The organism is Paenibacillus sp. TCA20, from assembly GCF_000732325.1.
GTDB classification, from domain to species: Bacteria; Bacillota; Bacilli; order Paenibacillales; family Paenibacillaceae; genus Paenibacillus; species Paenibacillus urinalis.
The window spans coordinates 358,637-377,279 of sequence record NZ_BBIW01000001.1; the positions used below are offsets into that span (position 1 = coordinate 358,637).

15 protein-coding genes are annotated in these 18,643 nt (G+C 46.5%); 3 read left to right on the forward strand and 12 right to left on the reverse strand.

Annotated features, from left to right (window positions below):
* Positions 1-47 precede the first annotated feature (47 nt).
* The 6 genes from TCA2_RS01655 to TCA2_RS01680 form a co-directional block, all read right to left on the reverse strand.
* Positions 48-2,135, reverse strand: a complete 2,088-nt coding sequence (locus tag TCA2_RS01655) for a beta-galactosidase (protein ID WP_047909807.1) — start codon at positions 2,133-2,135, stop codon at positions 48-50.
* Positions 2,136-2,270: 135 nt separating this feature from the next.
* Positions 2,271-3,149 carry a carbohydrate ABC transporter permease gene (locus TCA2_RS01660; protein WP_047909808.1) on the reverse strand — a complete coding sequence of 293 codons (879 nt, stop codon included), beginning with the start codon at positions 3,147-3,149 and terminating at the stop codon, positions 2,271-2,273.
* 31 nt (positions 3,150-3,180) lie between these two features.
* On the reverse strand, positions 3,181-4,071 hold the full coding sequence (locus TCA2_RS01665; RefSeq protein WP_047909809.1) for a sugar ABC transporter permease: 891 nt from the start codon (positions 4,069-4,071) through the stop codon (positions 3,181-3,183).
* Between the two features lie 100 nt (positions 4,072-4,171).
* The gene (locus TCA2_RS01670) at positions 4,172-5,860 is read right to left on the reverse strand and encodes an extracellular solute-binding protein (RefSeq protein ID WP_047909810.1); all 1,689 of its coding nucleotides are present in this window, start codon (positions 5,858-5,860) and stop codon (positions 4,172-4,174) included.
* 103 nt (positions 5,861-5,963) lie between these two features.
* Positions 5,964-7,613 (reverse strand): response regulator, encoded by a 1,650-nt coding sequence (locus TCA2_RS01675; RefSeq protein ID WP_052511666.1) that lies wholly within the window; start codon positions 7,611-7,613, stop codon positions 5,964-5,966.
* A complete protein-coding gene (locus tag TCA2_RS01680; protein ID WP_047909811.1) occupies positions 7,573-9,342 on the reverse strand; it encodes a sensor histidine kinase in 1,770 nt (589 codons plus the stop codon). Before TCA2_RS01680 ends, TCA2_RS01675 begins: the two co-directional genes overlap by 41 nt.
* Positions 9,343-9,527: 185 nt before the next feature.
* On the opposite strand from TCA2_RS01680, the gene TCA2_RS01685 reads away from it, so the two are divergent.
* Positions 9,528-10,721, forward strand: coding sequence for a glycosyltransferase family 1 protein (locus TCA2_RS01685; RefSeq protein WP_047909812.1), 1,194 nt, complete (start codon positions 9,528-9,530; stop codon positions 10,719-10,721).
* A 146-nt stretch (positions 10,722-10,867) separates the two neighbouring features.
* Here the strand turns inward: TCA2_RS01685 and TCA2_RS01690 are convergent, their stop codons facing one another.
* Positions 10,868-12,061 (reverse strand): ornithine--oxo-acid transaminase, encoded by a 1,194-nt coding sequence (locus TCA2_RS01690; protein ID WP_047909813.1) that lies wholly within the window; start codon positions 12,059-12,061, stop codon positions 10,868-10,870.
* Positions 12,062-12,208: 147 nt separating this feature from the next.
* Between TCA2_RS01690 and TCA2_RS01695 the strand changes: the two genes are divergently transcribed.
* Complete coding sequence (locus tag TCA2_RS01695; RefSeq protein WP_047909814.1) at positions 12,209-13,609, forward strand: hypothetical protein; 1,401 nt, start codon at positions 12,209-12,211, stop codon at positions 13,607-13,609.
* Positions 13,610-13,731: 122 nt separating this feature from the next.
* Here TCA2_RS01695 and TCA2_RS01700 read toward each other — a convergent pair whose 3' ends face one another.
* The 4 genes from TCA2_RS01700 to TCA2_RS01715 form a co-directional block, all read right to left on the reverse strand.
* Complete coding sequence (locus TCA2_RS01700; RefSeq protein WP_052511668.1) at positions 13,732-14,385, reverse strand: DUF1796 family putative cysteine peptidase; 654 nt, start codon at positions 14,383-14,385, stop codon at positions 13,732-13,734.
* Positions 14,386-14,498: 113 nt separating this feature from the next.
* The gene (locus TCA2_RS01705) at positions 14,499-14,696 is read right to left on the reverse strand and encodes a YwbE family protein (protein ID WP_047909815.1); all 198 of its coding nucleotides are present in this window, start codon (positions 14,694-14,696) and stop codon (positions 14,499-14,501) included.
* Positions 14,697-14,740: 44 nt separating this feature from the next.
* Positions 14,741-15,499, reverse strand: a complete 759-nt coding sequence (locus tag TCA2_RS01710; RefSeq protein ID WP_052511670.1) for a polysaccharide deacetylase family protein — start codon at positions 15,497-15,499, stop codon at positions 14,741-14,743.
* An 81-nt stretch (positions 15,500-15,580) separates the two neighbouring features.
* Complete coding sequence (locus TCA2_RS01715; protein ID WP_047909816.1) at positions 15,581-17,584, reverse strand: Na+/H+ antiporter; 2,004 nt, start codon at positions 17,582-17,584, stop codon at positions 15,581-15,583.
* Positions 17,585-17,712: 128 nt separating this feature from the next.
* Between TCA2_RS01715 and TCA2_RS01720 the strand changes: the two genes are divergently transcribed.
* Entirely contained in the window at positions 17,713-18,012 is a 300-nt protein-coding gene (locus TCA2_RS01720; protein ID WP_047909817.1) for a hypothetical protein, read from the forward strand.
* Between the two features lie 60 nt (positions 18,013-18,072).
* Here TCA2_RS01720 and TCA2_RS01725 read toward each other — a convergent pair whose 3' ends face one another.
* Positions 18,073-18,531 (reverse strand): MarR family winged helix-turn-helix transcriptional regulator, encoded by a 459-nt coding sequence (locus TCA2_RS01725; protein WP_047909818.1) that lies wholly within the window; start codon positions 18,529-18,531, stop codon positions 18,073-18,075.
* Positions 18,532-18,643: the final 112 nt, after the last annotated feature.

The following is an 18,643-nucleotide window of genomic DNA, read 5'->3' on the forward strand; positions in this document are numbered from 1 at the left end:
AGAGAGCTGTATTTCCTATTTTCTAATAAAAAATCAATTTAATCCATTTACCTAGAAGGACGTTTCAAAATGCGAATTCCGTAAGGGGCTATTTTTACCCTCTCTGCAAATGTGTCCTCCCCATCTGCTCCGGTCAATGAAGTACCGATCTCCGTATAGGACCGCTCATCCAAAGGCATAAATTGGATCTCATCTGTGTAGTTCTGCAGGAAGACATAGTCCGTCTGACCATCTGTTCGCACATGGGCTGTTACACCTTGAGGGTATTCCCCGCTAATCGCCTGGGTGATGCTAAGCTCTGTAATTACTAGATTATAAAAGTCTTGATGGAATGGAGCTGTATTGCGTGAAGCAATGTAATACGCCTTGCCAGATCCCAGTGCATTGACAGTAAGTGCCGGACGGCCTTGATAGAAGTCACTGTCATATGCCGCGATTGCCGTCGCTGTCTCCAGATGTATGAGATCACACAGCTCTATCGCCTCATAAGCTCCAGTGAGTCCAAGAACATTGTCTTCTAGAGCTATGACCTTATTAACCTGTCCATCATGCAGTCCGTCAATTTCCTCAGACCAGATGCCGAGTGTCTTGCGCAGCGGTCCGGGGAAGCCGCCAAGGAAACAGAGATCATTCTCGTTTACGATACCTGACCAGTAGGTAGCGACGAAGGTGCCGCCATTCTGAACAAACGCCTCAATGCGTTCACCAACACCAGGTCTTACCATATAGAGCATAGGCGCAATGAGCAGCTTGTATTGGGTAAAGTCGGCATCCATGTTAATTATATCTACCGAAATTCCTTTTTCCCAAAATGTTTTATAGTGGGATTGTATCGTCTCATCGTATTTGATCCCTACATTACGAGGTCCTTGTGAATCTTGGATCGCCCATCGATTCTCCCAGTCGAAGATGATTGCCACTTCCGCAGGTACACTCGTACCTGTAACCTCTTCAAGACCGGATAATACTTCCCCGACCTCAGTTACTTCCTTGAATACACGGGTGTGTTCATTGCCTATATGATCGACGACAGCTCCATGCAGCTTCTCACTGGAGCCCCGGCTCTTACGCCACTGAAAATATTGAACCGTATCTGAACCGTGCGCCACAGCCTGAAGAGAAGACAACAGATGCATCCCCGGCTTCTTCAGCTTGCTGACCTCCTGCCAGTTCGTCATACTCGGCGTGCTCTCCATCAGCATAAATGGTTTGCCGCCTTTAATGGAGCGAACGATATCATGCATGAGTGCAACAGTCATTGCCTGATGGCTGTCATCCTGAGCATCATGCCACGTCGGATAACTGTCCCATGACAATACATCCAGCACATCTGCAAATTGCCAGTAGTCAAGACCATCAAAGTAGCTCATGAAATTGGTTGTTGCCGGCAGCTCGGGATTCGCTTCTTTGAGCGGTGCCAGCTCGTGCTGCAGGAAATCAAGGGTCCGATCGGTAACATACCGCTTCCAATCGAGATTCATCGCATGGACCTGAGTCTCTCCATGAGGAGCAGGGGACTCAATCTGATCCCAGCTCGTATACGTATGGCTCCAGAAGGTTGTCCACCAGGCATGGTTCAGCTCCTCTAGAGTTCCATACTTCTCCTTCACCCATTCCCGGAACCCTGTCTGACAATATTCACAATGGCAGTCTCCGCCAAGCTCGTTGGAAATATGCCAGCCAATGACTGCAGGATGATGAGCATATCGCTCAGCAAGCCTGCTGTTCATCGTGTGTACCTTCTCTCTATATACTGGAGAGGAGTAGCAGTGATTATGACGGAAGCCATGGAGATTACGCACTCGATTCCTGCCAACTCTCAGCACTTCCGGATATTGCTGAGACATCCAGGCAGGTCTTGCACCACTTGGTGTAGCCAGCAGAGCATATATACCGTTCTCGGCAAAGGTGTCCAATATCTGGTCAAGCCACTCAAAGGTAAATACGCCTTCTTCGGGCTCCAGGGATACCCAGGAGAAGATACCGACAGACATCACATTACAATTAGCAAGCTTCATTAGCCGGATATCCTCTTGCAATACTTCTGGATACCGAAGCCACTGCTCCGGGTTGTAGTCTGCCCCATGCAGCATTACAGGCGCTTTCGCAAATAACGGTGAATATTTCTTATTCATATAAGCCCACTCCTTTACGATCGTATCGATTGTCCTATCCATTGGAAACGATTACATTCCTGTTCTATATCTTACACTTTGATGCATATCCGAACAACTTTCGTCCAGAAACACGATTCACTCTATTGTTTAAAATCACCCTTTTACAGAACCAACGGTCATCCCTTTAACAAAGTATTTTTGCAGGAAAGGATACACAAGCAGAATGGGAGCAGCACCTATAAAGATCTGTGCAGATTTAACTGTGGTTTGGCTGATCAGTTCCATCTCCTGCGGATTCATAGCCATTGTGCTCATATCCCGCTGAATAATGACCGTCTGGAGAAATGTTGCGAGCGGAAAGTCCCCGGAATCATTCAAATACAGCAAGCCGTCAAACCAAGAATTCCAATGAAATACCATACTGAACAAGCTGATCGTCGCAATAGATGGCAGAGATATCGGCAGATAAATCGAGAATAATGTTCTAAAATGTCCTGCTCCGTCAATTAGTGAAGCCTCTTCCAGCTCCTTCGGGATCCCTCTGAAGAAATTCAGCATCAAGATGACTAGAAAAGTGTTCACTGCCGACGGAAGCACGAGTACCCAGAACGTATCGATGAGACGAAGGGTTTGAATGACTTCATAGAAAGGAACAAGTCCTCCGTTAAAGATCATGCTGAATACAAAGATCCAGGAGTACAGCGTTCTTCCTTTAAAAGCCGAGTTCTCTTTGGACAGCGGATAAGCAGCGAGAAAAGTCACGATTAAGGTGATGGCTGTACCAATGACGGTCCTCAGCACAGAGACCCAGATGGAATGCAGAAAGGCTGGATTGTTAATCGTCTTTTTGTAAGCCTCTAGCGAGAAATCGATTGGAATCAGCGAGACCAGATTGGCATCTGCCGCTGCTTTGCTGCTAAATGATACGGCAAGCACATGAATCAGCGGTATGATGCAAAGAATGGCAAGCAATATCAGAAACAGGTTATTGAACGCACTGAATATGCGGTATGATCTTGTTTTATGATACATGGTTTCTCCCTCCCTCTCAGGTACATATAATCTAGAAAATACGATAACCGGCCCACTTGTAGGCTAGCCTGTAAGATATGAGAATCAGCACCATACTGATGACCGATTTAAACAGTCCAATCGCAGTACCAAAGCCCATCTCTCCATTAAGTATCGCGGTTCTGTACACAAAGGTATCGATAATATCGCCCGTTTCATATACGAGGGGATTGTATAGGTTGAAGATTTGGTCGAAGCCCGCATTCAGGACGTTCCCAAGTGCAAGGGTACCGACAACAACGGTGATTGGTATTAGTGAAGGTACAGTAATATGGATCGTCTGCTTCCAACGGCTTGCGCCGTCCATCTCAGCCGCTTCATAGAGTGCAGGGTTAATTCCCGCCAGCGCTGCCAGGAAAATAATCGTGTTGTATCCGAACTCCTTCCATACATCAGAGATGATAACCGTCAATCGAAACCAGTTGTTATCTCCGAGAAACAGGATCGGATCAACGCCGAAGCTGCCCAGAACTCGATTGAAGAGTCCTGCGGGAGCGAGCAGATCCACCAGGATGCCGCCAAGAATGACCCATGACAGGAAGTGTGGCAAGTAGACTAATGTCTGGATTGAGCGCTGAAGTCCTACTTTCCGGACTTCGTTAAGCAGTATGGCAAATACGAACGGTACAAGCAGATTGAAGATCATCTTGGCTACAGCAATAATTACCGTGTTCCAAATGACCTGCATACTGTCTTCCCGTTCAAACAGGTATCGGAAATTATCCAGCCCAACCCATTCGGAGCCAGCAATTCCGAGCCACGGTTTATAATCCTGGAATGCCATGACAATTCCGGACATGGGCAGATAACTGAACAGGAATAGAAATACCATGGCGGGCAGCAGCATGATATGAAATGGCCATGTTTTTTTGAATGTTCTCATCCAAGTCCCTCCTATTTACATTTAAAAATGACTCTTTCTCTAGAAATAAGGTATAGAAAAGCAGCATACATGATTGCATGCTGCTTCCATTTCACACGCTTTATTTTACGCTGTCATACCATTCATTCACTTCCTGGGTAATCTGATCTCCTCCGCCGGATTTCCAAGTTTCAACGAAAGTATCAAATGCATCGACAGGCTTGTTGCCATATATGATTTCGTTAAACGTTTGATTTTCAATTTTGTTGAGGTAGTCGAGCTTGGATTTCATCGTTTCTGTCGGAGGACCCGTGAACATATCCTTATAGGAAATATCCTCTTGAGACATCAGCACCTTGGCTGCTTCCGGTGTTTCCAGTCCATAGTTCGCTTTTACCTCGCGCTCAAGTCTTGTTTCGGCTTCTTTACCATCCGCCAAATTAAGAAGTGCCTTCATCTGTGCGTCCGGTATTCTCGCTCCGTCTCTGACGAGCAGGTAACGAAGTACATTGACATATCCGCCTTCAATCTCATCGTACCTCACCTGATTACCGTCTGCGTCCAGTTGATAGTCATACCCTTCAAACAAGCCAAAATCATGCTCACTGCCGGCAGCTGGATCTGCAAAATTGTCAAACAAATAATTCTGATACGTGAAGAAAGCCTCTGGATGCTCCATATCTTTCTTAATCAGCGTTACTCCGTTTGAGAAATGAGTTCCATGACGCATTGCAGTTCCGTCTTCACCCGCAGGAATCGGATAAGGCTTCCATACGGCTTCTGGGTCGTTCTTGACTGTATCCACCAGCGGCCACCCGCTCATCCAGTAAGGACCTGGAATGATTCCTGCTGTACCGGCTACGGCAGGCTCCGCCGTCTTGTTCTCATCCCATAGCGCAACCTCTTGAGGTATATAGCCTTTATCAAACCACTCGCTCAGCTTCTGAAGACCCTGCTTCATTCCTGGATGCACAGAGCCGTATTCCAGCTTGCCGTCTTCACCTATATTCCATTGCTGCGGAAGAGTACCGTAGGCACCAAAGATCCAGGATGGATCAGCCATCCATGTATTCATCGAATTTTTGATTCCGATACTAAGCGGTGTTACCTTATCCGGAGACAGTCCGCTTGGGTTATTGTTCTTGAAGGCTTCCATCACCGCTTCCAGCTCATCAATCGTTGTCGGAGCCTTCAAGTTCAGCTTGTCGAGCCAATCCTGTCTGATCCACAGGAGATAGTCATTGTTATAAGCGTAATCAAGAACCGGAATTCCCATCTTCTTGCCGTCACGCGTATATGCATTCCAAACGGTAGGATCGATATTCATTGCTTCCTTCCATGTATCGGAAGCATACTTGTCGAACAGCTCGCCGACCTCGCCATAGATTCCAGACTCAATCAAGTCTTGAACGAGCTGTGTCTGATCTGCACCAATCGTTAATATATCTGGCATGTCCTGTCTTGAAGACATAGACAATCTCACTTTCGTAGCAAAGGCACCGTTCGTATCGGTTACAGACCAGAGTGAATTAATATTGATTCCGAACTGCTCCTTTGCCCATTTGGTTGCTACGCTGTTCTCAATGGTTTCCCCGTTCTTGAACGTCACCGCGGGATCAATCCCCCACACGGTGGATATCGTTACTTCCGGATCATACTTTTCTTTGTATACGTTTTCAGTACTGACCGGCGCTGTTGCGCTGTCGCTTGTGCTCTCCGCTCCCCGCCCGGAACAGCCCATGAGACCGACACTCGCTGCCATGGTCACTGCCAGAACTGAAAGCGTTGATCTTTTCCATCTAAACCCCATTTGAGTTCCCCCTTAAAGAACTTGTTCCTTACCCTTTTTATTATGAGTGGTGTCGGTCTTTTTTCCTATGATACTAAATTAAGGTTTCTGCACCTTTTTCAACTTATTGCTCCCGAAATTCGTTTGGTGACATGCCAAAATGCTTTTTAAACAATTTGCTGAAGTACTGCGGATTCTGGTATCCGAGTTCAGAAGTGATCTCGTAAATTTTCTTGTTCGTGTGCTTCAGCAGGTACAGCGCCTTCTCCAGTCGAATTCGAATCAAGTATTCACTTAAGCCTTCGCCCGTCTCTGCCTTAAATACTTTGGACAAATACACCGGATGCAGAAAGACCCGGTCTGCTATAATCTTTACGGTCAGCTCATAGCCATATTCGGATGCGACCAGATCCTTGACTTGCTTGACAATATGTCCCTTGGACGGTGGCTTTTCCTGCTGCTGCTCTTCCAGCTTATCAAGAATTCGATACGTATAATTTCGAAGCTCTGCCGGATACTGAATCAGCCTCTCCACATGATGGGGCTCCATGCCATGTACATCCAGCTCGCTGATCCGAAATTCAGTCCGGTGTGTGATATACAAGCAGGCGTTTATGATCGCCAGATAAATTTCATACATATGCTCTCTGGAAACGGGATAGCGATCGATAACATCAAATACTTCGGACAGCTTCTCCCGTACAGACTCCCATTGCCCAAGCTCAATCAGCTGCTGAAGGACAGGCGGCTTGTACAGCAGGCTAAACACTTCTTTGGAAGCGCCTGAAAGAGATCTAGACTCATCCTGAGGAGAATACAGAACCGCTGCTCCTTCATCCGTGCTGGCCAGGTACATCGAATTTAGCATGTGGTGATAGACCGTGCTGGTATCATTCGGAAACTGGAAGCTGGAGCTTATAATAACGGATACATCTCCGTGTAAGTACTGCCTGACATTCTCTTGAAAAGTCCTTAGAAGCGAATGAAGCTGTCTTCGGTCTTTATCTTCCATCTCCATCTCTAAGCCGGAGGTATTATCTGTCTGAATGAGTACAGCCAAGCAGTGATGAGGTGTTCTTCCCTGCCATACTTTATAATTCATGCCGAGTATCTCTTCTGATATGTTACCGATCGCATATTCAATAAGCACCCGGGATTTGGGATCCAGATCCATAAATCCTTGATTCAGCTGAACCAGGATCATGATGGACTCAACATCTGTCTGCAGAGGTATTTCATAATCCTGCAGCTGCTGCTTGACCCGCGACAAGGTATGTGGTGTCCCGAGCAGCAGGCCCTGCAGCATATTTTCCCGAAGCAGGACATAATCCGATTTGCGCTGATACATGAGCTGATGGTATTTATCCGTTTCCTTTTCTCTTTCTTTGATAGCCTCAACTGTCTGATTCACACTTTTTATAAATTCCTCATCATCTACTGGCTTAAGTATGTAATCTTGAGCCTGTAATTGAATCGCTTTTTTGGCATATTGAAAGTCACTGTATCCTGTAAGAAGAATAGATCGTATTTCCGGCCATCTCTCACTCGCCTTCTCAATCAGCTCAAGACCATCCATTCCAGGCATTCGAATGTCTGTCACCAATATATCTACGGGATGGCTTTGCAGCAACTGAAGTGCTCCTGCCGCCGAATCTGTTCTATACACATGCCTGATGCCCATCTCCTCCCATGGAATGGTTGCCTCCAGACTCTCCGTAACATAGCTTTCATCATCAACCAACAAGATGTCCATCATTATGATCGTTCCTTTCATATCTACTCGTATTCTCCCATTGAATGCTTGCCCTGAACCCGCCCATCGCGGATGTATCAACGGACAAATAACTGCTGTCTCCGTACCTTAACTGCATTCGTTGATTTACATTCCACAATCCGCAGCCCGAGTTCTCATCCATCGGCTTCGTCAGGCGTTCCCTCAAATCCTGAAGTCTGCTCTCAGAAATACCGAGCCCGTCATCCTCAACTACAATTCGCATCATTCCGTTCGGATCCTGACAAGCCCCGATGCGTATAAACCCGGCATCCGGGGACCGTTCAATGCCGTGAATGACAGCATTCTCTACAAGCGGCTGAATCACTAATGGTGGAATGGTCTGATCCAGCAGCTCGTCTGGAATCTCGATCACATAGTCAATGCGATTCATGCGCATCTTCTGTATCTTGAGATATGCGACTACAAAATCCATCTCTTCCTTTAGAGTGACCAGCTCCTTCTCCTGCCGGGTGGTATACCGATAATAACGGGATAGATTATGAGACATGGCTACAACTGCGTCCATCTTACCGAGCTTGGCCATACTTGTAATGAAGGAGAAGCAGTTATAAAAGAAATGGGGATTAATCTGAGACTGCAGCTGCTTCAGCCTAGCTTCTTTTACTTGAATTTGCTCCAGATATACATTCTCAAACAGCTCCTGGATCTGCTCCACCATGGAATTGAAGCGTTCTGACAGGAAGCTGAATTCATTCCTTCCCTTGGGTACCACTCGCACCGAATAGTCCCCCATCTTCAGCCGCTGAAACCCGCGAATCAGTCCTTTAACGGGAATTTGGACCTGTACGTACAGCAAGTAAGCAGCCAAGAAGCTCATAAGCAATAGACTCCCTACGGCCCCGTAGAATAACTGATTGGACTTCTCGATCGGTGCAAGCACATCCGTTAGAGGGATATAATCCACCAGGTACCATCCTGTAGCTTGGGATAATACCGTGTGCACACTATAGATGTGACCATCCACCTCTACCGTCCGGTAATCGACATCATTCATCTCGGGAAATTTCAGCTGAGTGAGAAGCTTGGCACTCTGTGCAATATCCTGCGTTCGGTTATAGATAACACCGGTGCCCGGTTTGTAATAGAAGGGATCTCTTCTTCCATTACTCTTAAACTTGTCCAGCATATCCTGTATATTCGTGCTGTCAAATTCGATCTTAACGATACTGTTTGCCTTCGCAGGATCCTGAACCGAATAGGGAGAAACCGTGTACCAGGAAAAAAGATACTGCTCACTGTTGAGCCGCTGCACCTTCTCTACCTGCCACCCTGGCTTAATCTCTTCTCTCAGCTCGTCCGAATCGTACCGCCTGGCATTGCCTTCCGTAATCATCCTCTCCATAGAGGGGGAATAAAAAGTAAGACTGCTTCGCCAATTGGACGAGCTCTCCTGAATACTCAGCTTGTTCTGTACCCGTTTGACCTGATTAATGAGGTCTAAATTCAAATAATCGCTGTCCATATAAATATCTTTGAAGCTCTCAATGTCGGGATCATGGATTAGCAGATTCGTCCAGGAAGATAACTCTTCAATACTCGTATTAACCTGACTTTGAAAAAAGGCAAGCTGATTACTGCTGGATTTGTTCAGCTCACTGACGACGGTATCGGTTGCCATTTTGTTGGAATAGCTGTACAGAAACACGACAGGAATAAGCATGATAATAATCAGCAATACAATCTTCGTAAACAAGGAATATCTGATCATAGTAGAATATACACCTCATAGAATGATGTCGATGTGACTATTGTAAGCGTTTTATGTGGAAAATTAAATCAAAATTAACTTGACTCTGCTTTATCGCGATTTGTGTTAAAACGCCCGAGAACAGACATATCCCGCTGGATCCCACTGTACGATATATAGGAATAATGATTGGGAGGCGGATCGAGATGCGGATTGCTATATTTACGGACACATTTTTACCCGAGGTCAACGGAGTGGCAAATACACTTGGCAGATGGGTTGAATATTTACGAGCACGCTCGATCCCTGTTCTTGTGTTCGCTCCACAGCATGGCAGCCTCGTGAAGACAGATGGCGGTCATGTCGAGCGATTCTTCAGTCTTCCGCTGATTTTTTATCCAGAATGTAAGCTGGCTCTGCCCGGTCGTATGCGAACAGAGCGAATTCTCCACAATTTTCAGCCCACACTGATTCATGTCGCTACTCCTGCCGCTATAGGTCTGCTCGGAGCAGGATATGCTGCCAAGCACGGTATACCTCTAGTGGCATCCTACCATACCCACTTTGATCAATATTTGAAGCACTACAAGTTAGCTTGGATGGAGCAAGCGCTGTGGAAGTATATGCAGTGGTTTCATCGGAACTGTGAACGAATCTATGCCCCTTCGGAGTCCACGAAGCTCAAGCTTGAGGAAAAAGGAATGAAGCATGTAGAAATTTGGAGCAGAGGAATTGATGCGCAGCAGTTTCGTCCAGCGGTGTCTGCTGAGGAACGAGCAAGTCTTCTTCGTAACCGTGGATTGGATCCGGAGCTGACCTATATGCTGTATGTCGGACGACTGGCTCCCGAGAAAAATATCGAACACTTAATCAACAGCTTCGCTTCTCTGCCCTCCCGTATCCTGGATAAGTCCCGCCTCCTCATTGCAGGAGATGGTCCCCTGTATGGACTCTCCCCCTCAATACCCCACAACCTTTCAGAGGAGCACATCCAGTGGCTGGGATATTTGCGAGGAAATGAGCTTCAAGATATCTACACCATGTCTGATTTATTCGTTTTTCCTTCATCTACGGAGACGTTTGGCAACGTCATTCTTGAAGCAATGGCTAGCGGTCTCCCTGTTATTGCAGCCGGTGCAGGCGGAGTTCTAGACATCATTCAGCATGAAAAGACGGGCATACTGTGCCCGCCGGAAGAGCCTGCTTCGATGGTAAACGCAATCATCCATCTCTATGATCATCCTGATATAAGCAAGAGATTAGGGGAAGCAGGGAGAGAGTACAGTCTGAATCGTTCCTGGATTCCAATATTGGATCATCTGCTCAGCAGCTACGATCAGGTCATTGCTGAATTCTCGAAGGAGAATATGAGCAGATCACCGCAGAAAAAGGTTAAATGAGTCGAAGAATATATAAACTTCCCGGAATACCCGAAACACGTTTGTCGAACCGTAATACTAGATATAAACAGCGAGCCGTCATTATTCTGTATGATTCTCCATGCTGTCATTATGGGTCATATCATGTCAGTTAACCATCACAAATATTACGTAAACACTTGCTCTATTCGCTGGATCGCCCATTCCAGTTCTTGATCCGTAATGATCAGCGGTGGGGCAAACCGAATGACGGTATCATGTGTTTCCTTGCAGAGCAGTCCTTGCTGCATTAACCTCTCACAATAGGGCCGCGCAGGTGTTCTTAGTTCAATTCCAATGAACAGCCCTCTTCCCCTTACCTCTTTAATATCTTTGGACGTGATCTGCTTCAACCTGTGCAGCATTCGATTTCCAAGTACAAAAGAACGGTCCGCGAGCTTCTCGTCTTCTGTTACCTTAAGTGCTTCTATAGCAACCCTGCTCGCAAGCGGATTTCCTCCGAAGGTTGAACCATGCGAACCAGGTTCAAATAATCCAAGAATCGATTCATCCGCCGCTACAGCCGATACAGGCAGCACACCTCCGCCAAGCGCCTTTCCCATAATGTAAATATCCGGGACGACCTGCTCCCAATCGCAGGCAAATCTTCGCCCGGTTCTTCCGAATCCGGTCTGTATTTCATCTGCCATGAGAAGCACGTTCTGCTCACTGCACAGCCTGCGAACCTCTGTCAGATAGCCTTCTGGAGGGATCTGGATTCCAGCTTCCCCTTGAATAGGTTCAACCAAGAACGCAGCCGTGTTCTGATTGATGGCAGACGTTAAAGCAGTCATGTCACCATAAGGTATGATCCGGAATCCCGGTGTAAATGGTCCAAAGTCTTTTTGATAATAAGGATCGGAGGAAAAGGAGGTGATCGTCGTCGTTCTGCCATGAAAATTCCCTTCGCAGACAATAATCTCTGCCTGATTATAAGAGATCCCCTTCACTTCATATCCCCAGCGTCTTGCTGCCTTGACAGCCGTTTCGACCGCCTCTGCTCCTGTATTCATCGGTAAGACCATTTGCTTCCCCGTAAATCCGCTTAATAGCTCCATAAGCTCTGCCAAAGGCGCATTATAGAACGCCCGTGATGTAAGAGTGACTTCATCGGCTTGCTGTTTCAGAGCAGCTATGATGCGCGGGTGACGATGTCCCTGGTTCAATGCCGAATATCCACTCAGCATATCCATATAGCGATGCCCATCGGGATCTGTGACCCATACCCCCTCTGCTTGTTGAATAACTATGGGCAGTGGATGATAGTTATGGGCTCCAAACCGTTCCGTCTTGTTCATGATTTCTTGTGAAGAAAACTTCATTAGACTAACCCCTCGTTTCCCTGTGTGCACTCGTTATTTGTGACCTTACATTCTATGCCGTTAGAAAAAGTAGGAGAACACCCACCTTGGCTGCAGCATACGATACAGCACAAGCATACTTGGTATAGCACGAGAGGGTGAAGCATTATGGACATTCATCTATTACCGCTCCATTACGTCTATTTATCGTTCATTATCTTTATTATGATCCTATTAATACGCAGACGGGATACGAGTGTCATCTGTATTTTGGGTATTATAGCCTTGGGTTTCCTTGCATCGGACAGCATCGTGACCTCCGTCTCCGGGATCTTCGGAAGCTTCATCTATGCTGCGAAGGAACTGATCAGCACCATATTCATCATTTCGATCGTTGTAGCCATGAGCCGAGTGCTCATCCGCACCGGAATCAATGAAATTATGGTTGCTCCTTTAACCAAGCTGCTGAGGACACCCGCTCACGCCTTTTGGGGAATCGGCATTATTATGATGATTGTTTCCTTCTTCTTCTGGCCGTCTCCCGGCGTCGCCCTTATCGGAGCTGTCATGCTTCCCGTAGCGGGAAGAGTCGGCCTTCCAGCGATTGGCACAGCCATGGCGATGAATTTGTTTGGACACGGTATTGCTTTGTCAGGTGACTATGTAATCCAGGGCGCACCCAAATTAACGGCAGACGCTGCAGGAATTCCGGTCTCTGATGTTGTAACCGCCAGTATCCCTCTAGTTATCACGACAGGCCTCGTTGCTACCCTCACAGCCTACATCATGCTCCGCAGAGATATGCGCCGCGGTACCATCAACAAGGAATCAGCCGTTTCTCAACCAGCCTCACCTTCTGATCTGTCCCCCTCCAATGACATCCAAATTCCACTACGGACCAAACGGATTATTGCTTATACCATTCCATTACTCTTTGTGCTTGATCTAGCGGCCATGTACCTGCTGAACCTGCAAGGTGGAGATGCAACAGCCCTCATCGGTGGTACAGCTATTGTAATCCTGATCCTGGTAACGATGGTTGCCCACCGAAATAAAGGGCTCGAGGAAACGACAGATTATTTGATCAAAGGATTTCAGTTTGGCTTCAAGGTGTTTGGTCCTGTAATACCTATTGCTGCCTTCTTCTATCTGGGGGACGCGGCTCTCACCGCATTATTCTCTAACCCCCTGCCTGAAGGTTCGCATGGGATCGTGAATGACCTGGGCCTCGCACTCGCACATACGGTCCCGCTGAATGAAGTGGTCGGGGCGATCAGCATGACTGTTGTCGGGGCAATAACGGGGATGGATGGATCTGGATTCTCCGGTATATCCCTTGTTGGCTCGATTGCTCAGATGTTCTCTGCATCCATTGGCTCGACTCCTATGCTCACGGCACTTGGTCAGATTGCTGCCATATGGATTGGCGGAGGTACGCTGATTCCATGGGCACTGATTCCTGCTGCTGCGATCTGCAACGTCAGCCCATTTGAGCTTGCAAGACGTAATTTAATTCCTGTTATTAGCGGACTGACCGCTGCAACCATTGTTGCGATTCTACTCATGTAGAAGATTATAGCTGAATTAACCTCATATGAAGACAAAAAGAGCCGCTTTTGTGCAATGAAGTAATTCTGTCTAATTGACAGCAAGTACTTCGTCCTCGCGCACAATACGGCTCTTTTTTAAATTTAATCGCTAAGACAATGTCTTAGCCTGATGGACTCGAGAAGCTTGTTCCATGCCTTATCAGATCCGCGCCAGTCGTTACCCTTTGGGATGGAATACCTGATGCATCCAGAAGGTTCGACCCATCTGGTCACAGGTGCATTCTCATCGGCCAGCGTATCAATAACAATCAAATCAAAGGAATGCTTGACTTGTTTCTTTAGACTATAATACAGTCGATCACCATCATCTTGTCCACCATTGACACGAACAAACAGGAGCCTCTCCCCTGCCTCCCATGCCTGCAGCATTCGTTCCGTCCTCCGAATAAGCTTAGACTTGAATTCAGGATATGCCAGTGCCCAATCCGCTTCCTTCGCGGTAATCGGGAAATCATGATAGGACAAAATTCCATATCTTGTGTCACGCACACAGTAGCAAGTCCTAAATGCACTTATCTTCTCCAGATTGCCTAAGTCCATAAATTCTGCAAACCTGGCGTCTATCAATCTGATGAGCTGATCTATGTTTTTGGATACAAACCAGTCGAGTGGACCTGCTTCCCGGCGAAGCGATAATCTTCTCAGCTGATAAGCAGTCTGGCAATTGGATCCAAGACTAAACACGGCATCATATTCCTGTATGTCCACGTCATTGGATTGACCATCTGTGCACAAGAGCCGCATTCCCCCTTATATGTCTCCCACCTCATCTTAAGACATATAGCAGTTTATGCTTAGAGACTCCTTCAGGTTTGGACGCTCCGGTGATGCATTCCAGATCAAACGTATTAAGGCTGAATGATATGTTTAACTCTGCCTACTTCTCCACTTTGCAGGCGAACTTTAATGCCATGCGGATGATTTGGTGAATTCGTCAAAATATCCTTTACCCTTCCCCTGGTGAGCTTGCCTGTTCTCTGATCCTGCTTCAACACAATATCGACTTCAAGACCTGGCTTGATGTCTGCACGATGATTACCATTCATTTGAGATTCCCCTTCCCTCTCCCTTGTGTCACTCATTAAGCGCTTTAAGGAAGCTCCATCACTTCTCTTTGCTTAGCCTCCAGCAGCTCGGATACGGTAACACATCTGTATCCCTGCTTCGTAAGCTCAGGCAAAATATGCTCTAATGCCTCAATGGTCTGACTCTTGCCGTGCACATTATCATGAAAGAGCACAATGTCTCCATTTCGAGCATTTCGCAGTACCTTGTTAATAATACGCTGTTTTCCTGGACGGTTCCAATCCCCCGTATCCTGATGCCAAGACCATAGAACGATCGAGTAGCCTCTCGCCTGAGCGCTTCTTACCACGACATCATTGTACACTCCTCCTGGAGGACGAAACAGCGTAGGTCTTACACCGCTCGCATCCTCAATGGCTTGATCCGCATCAGCAAGCTCCTTAAGATACGTATCCTCATCCTTAATCTGGTCTCCAAATGTGTGATGGAAGGTGTGGTTTCCCACCTCATGTCCTTCGGCAACTTCTCTGGCAATCAGCTCCGGTCTTTCTTTTGCCCATTTGCCCAGCACAAAAAAAGTGGCTTTCGCTTTATGCTTCTTCAGAATATCAAGAATTTGAGCCGTTTCATTTCGATCCGGCCCATCATCAAAGGTCAAAGCAATCAGCTTCTCCTTGATCGGGGCTTCCCAGACGATCTCTCCTCTTGCTTCATAATAGGCACGGTCTTTGACAACAGGAGCTGAGCTATGATCCGTCATGGGATGAACGAGCTGCATGAAGACAGCTGCTGCCATGGCTATTTTAAATCCGATAAGATTCATCCCATACCTCTTCTCATTCTGTAATCAATGTTGACTTAGTATCTCTTATGCGCAAGAAATATATAACCAGGTATGAAGCAGCTACTCTTCCCGAAGCAGGTGTGATTCCAGCTGATTCACATATTGTCTTAAGATCGCTGCCATGCTGCGGCTTATGACTCCATTTTCAAACATTTCCTGTACTGTATTTCGCTGCTCCTGGACCGCCTTCATATGAAGCTCCATTTTCTTCTCATTAAAAGCATTGTCATCCAGTTCACTGCTTCCTTGCTTTAACTTAACCAGAAGCTGTTCATATTGAGAGATCACCTTAATCGAAGCTGCTCGGTTTGTCTCGTTCATATGTGCACGCAGCGCTTCAATTGCACTTACGCTGGTATGGATTCTCAGATTTCGAGCAGCCTCAGCCCGGTCCCGCATAGGAGCAGCCGCTTCAGGTCTTTCGATAGCGAAGAAGCGAGCCACTGCTCTGCCGATACTGCGCAGGGAGGACCACAGCTGTGCTTTAATTCGGCTGGACATTCGGATCTCCCGTCGATCAAGCACTTTTAAGAAGAACATGCCTGCTTCATCAGACACCATTCCTTTATTCATTAAGTGAATGATTTCTTTCCTCTCGGCCTGGAGTGCTCTCAATCGAACCTCAAGCTCCTGTTTCTGAAGCTCGGTAGCGGTCATTCCATAACTTCCTGCAGAGTACCGGGACAAACAATGATTCAGCTCCGCTATAACAGATAATGCAGCCGGCTTGGTATCCTCATCCGCTTCCAATTTGACCGCTTGAATGGATGCATGAAACATCTTGGCTAGAGCACGTACTTTTAGAACTTCTTTGTCTTCTCCTTCTTCTTTTTTGGCGATGATCGGCAGTAAGAGGCTCGCCAGAACTAAGGTGAGGAGGATAACACCTGCTGATAAAAAGATAATCAGATCACGTTGAGGAAAAGGGGATCCATCTGCCAGCATATAAGGGATTGAAAATGCCCCTGCAAGGGTTACCGCGCCTCTAACTCCTGAGACCGTAATCAGCGCCATGTTCCTGAATACCGGTTTGTCTTGCCTGTCCTTTTTCCACTCGAACAGTTCTAAGGCATACACCCACAAGAAACGCAGGACCAAGAGAAGCAGCGTTATTACAAAGACATAGAATAATACATCCATATGATCGAATACCGGATTGTCCCATATTGCACCCAGCACGAGAGGCAGCTGCAGCCCCAAAATAACAAATACTAATCCGTTTAATATGTAGACAATCACAGACCACGTACTCTCGGCCACCACCTGCATCTTGGGCTGAAGTGTTTCAGCTCTATCACGGTCAATCGCATGAATGATCCCTCCAGCCACAACCGCCAGAATTCCGGAAAATTCCAGATGCTCCGCCGTCAAATAAATGATAAACGGAGTTATGATCTGAATCAGCATATGGACCGTTACATCTTCCATTCCCCATCTACGCAGCAGCATACCGAGTTTACGGAACAAAAAGGACATCACAGCCCCAATGAAGAGTCCGCCTATCGCAATCACAAAAAAGCTGAGCGTCGCTTCCGTCAGGGAGAATACACCCGTTACTGTAGCTGCAATCGCAAATTTAAATGCAACGAGTCCTGATGCATCATTCATCAGTGCTTCGCCTTCAAGAGTTCGAAGTATTTTTTTGGGTAAATGCACGCGCTCTGCCATGGCCCCCACTGCAACTGCATCCGTCGGTGACAGAATAGCCGCAAGAGCAAAGGCTGCAGGTAACGGAATACTAGGAATCAGCATATGTATGCCGTATCCGGCAACAAGTACGGTTAAAAAGACCAGCCCAAGTGCCAATAAGAGAATCGGCTTTCGAAGCTTCCATAAATCTGCTCTTGGCGTTTTGCGGCCATCATTATATAAGAGAGGTGCGATAAAGAGGACAAAAAACAGTTCTGGATTCAAATCCAAATGGACGCCTATGGGGACAAACTCAAATACGACCCCAAGTGCAATCTGGATCAGCGGAACCGGAATAAATGGAACAAATCGATTCAAGATATTAGATAAGCCAATAATAATTAATAAGATCAAAATCGTAAAAAAGACTTCCAAAATGTCATCATTCCCTTCTCGTCACTCAAAGCCTATTGTTCGTATTATGGGGATTGGACATTCACGTCTTTCCTTTTTTAGAGTAAAATACAGTTCGTAATCACTCACAGATAAGGATGAAGCTAATAATGGCATTTGGCATATCACGGCAGGAGCTGGAAAATTGGAAGCATGAGGTGAAATCTGGGAAGCTGGCCTATTTAACCCACTATTGGATCGACCCGCGCTTTCCAGGAGTTACAAGTGTCACCAAGGTGGGCTGTGCAGATCTTGAACAATTACGAAGCTGGTGTATTAAGCATGACCTGAATCCAAAATACATCCATCATCGCAATCCTTTTCCTCATTTCGATCTCTTAGGTCCGAAGCAGAAAGAAATTCTTCAAAAAGAACAGCTCGATGAGCATATTGAAAGATTCCGGCTATAGGTACCGGTAATGACAAAGAACCCTTGAGGCTTAGGATGCCTCAAGAGTTCAGCCGCTTTGTTATTTCAAGACATCCATCATTCTGACATCAATCTTCTTCACAATATCCAGGAATTGATTGCGCTCCTCTTGCGTTAACAAGCCAAGCAGCTCCTCATTGAAATGTCTGCGGTTGGCACGCAGCGTATCCGCTGTTGATGCTCCCTCTTCCGTCAATGACAACCACACGATTCTTCTGTCCTCAGCGCTCCGTTCTCGCATAACGTACCCATCCGCCTCCAACTGATTAAGCACGATGGTCGTCGCTCCAGACGACAGTTGAAGTCTCTTGGCGATATCAACAGCCATTAACCGCTCACGAGACAACATATAAATGATTTGTATCTTCGTTGCATTAAGCTTATGATTCAGGTCTTTTTGATGCTGGGCATATACTTTATTCTTATAACGCACAAATGTCGTCAGAAAATGATCAAAGGCTTCCAGTTCTTGTGCTTGAAGTTCTTGTTCAAGTGACATGATAACGACTCACTTCCTTTTCCCCAATAGTTCTATGCTTATCATATCCTATCTGAATAGAAATAGAAATTAATCCCCAGTAAAACAATATACTTTTTTGAATATATCTTTA

Coding starts and splice junctions, on each gene's coding strand:
- TCA2_RS01720 (WP_047909817.1), top strand. CDS start 17,713: ATGGCATTTGGCATATCACGGCAGGAGCTGGAAAATTGGAAGCATGAG.
- TCA2_RS01665 (WP_047909809.1), bottom strand. CDS start 4,071: ATGAGAACATTCAAAAAAACATGGCCATTTCATATCATGCTGCTGCCC.
- TCA2_RS01670 (WP_047909810.1), bottom strand. CDS start 5,860: ATGGGGTTTAGATGGAAAAGATCAACGCTTTCAGTTCTGGCAGTGACC.
- TCA2_RS01680 (WP_047909811.1), bottom strand. CDS start 9,342: ATGATCAGATATTCCTTGTTTACGAAGATTGTATTGCTGATTATTATC.
- TCA2_RS01695 (WP_047909814.1), top strand. CDS start 12,209: ATGGACATTCATCTATTACCGCTCCATTACGTCTATTTATCGTTCATT.
- TCA2_RS01655 (WP_047909807.1), bottom strand. CDS start 2,135: ATGAATAAGAAATATTCACCGTTATTTGCGAAAGCGCCTGTAATGCTG.
- TCA2_RS01690 (WP_047909813.1), bottom strand. CDS start 12,061: ATGAAGTTTTCTTCACAAGAAATCATGAACAAGACGGAACGGTTTGGA.
- TCA2_RS01675 (WP_052511666.1), bottom strand. CDS start 7,613: ATGAAAGGAACGATCATAATGATGGACATCTTGTTGGTTGATGATGAA.
- TCA2_RS01710 (WP_052511670.1), bottom strand. CDS start 15,499: ATGAATCTTATCGGATTTAAAATAGCCATGGCAGCAGCTGTCTTCATG.
- TCA2_RS01705 (WP_047909815.1), bottom strand. CDS start 14,696: ATGAATGGTAATCATCGTGCAGACATCAAGCCAGGTCTTGAAGTCGAT.
- TCA2_RS01660 (WP_047909808.1), bottom strand. CDS start 3,149: ATGTATCATAAAACAAGATCATACCGCATATTCAGTGCGTTCAATAAC.
- TCA2_RS01685 (WP_047909812.1), top strand. CDS start 9,528: ATGCGGATTGCTATATTTACGGACACATTTTTACCCGAGGTCAACGGA.
- TCA2_RS01725 (WP_047909818.1), bottom strand. CDS start 18,531: ATGTCACTTGAACAAGAACTTCAAGCACAAGAACTGGAAGCCTTTGAT.